A 367-nucleotide genomic window follows, 5' to 3' on the forward strand; every position below is an offset into this window, starting at 1 on the left:
GTGTCGTAGGTGCGGTACACCGGAAAGGCGATACGCCGCTTGCGTAGCGCGCGCTGGATCTCCTCGAGGGGCAGCGCACCGTCATTGCCGCGGGCCCGATCGTCCTCAAGCTCTAGCATCGTCGTGACCCCGCCCTCAACATTACGATCGGTCATCATACCCTTGGCATCGCGCAGTTCGGCGTGGCGATCGACCGGGACGCCCAGCGTCTCGTCGTGGATTGTCTCCAGGCGCGAGAGGTTTTCGTCATCGACCAGCACCTCCGCCAGCGAGGCGATAAACTCGTAGCCGGTGGTGCCGGAAACCGGCCAGTCGGTGGGGAGCTGCTCTCCCTTCGCGAGAATTTTTTCGACCGTGATGTAACAGT

General features: G+C 62.7%; 1 pseudogene. It reads right to left on the bottom strand.

Annotated features, from left to right (window positions below):
• A pseudogene (locus tag A6013_RS24675) lies at positions 1–367 on the bottom strand (malto-oligosyltrehalose synthase); the annotation flags it as partial.

This window comes from Enterobacter sp. IF2SW-B1 (genome assembly GCF_001743375.1).
GTDB lineage: Bacteria > Pseudomonadota > Gammaproteobacteria > Enterobacterales > Enterobacteriaceae > Enterobacter > Enterobacter bugandensis.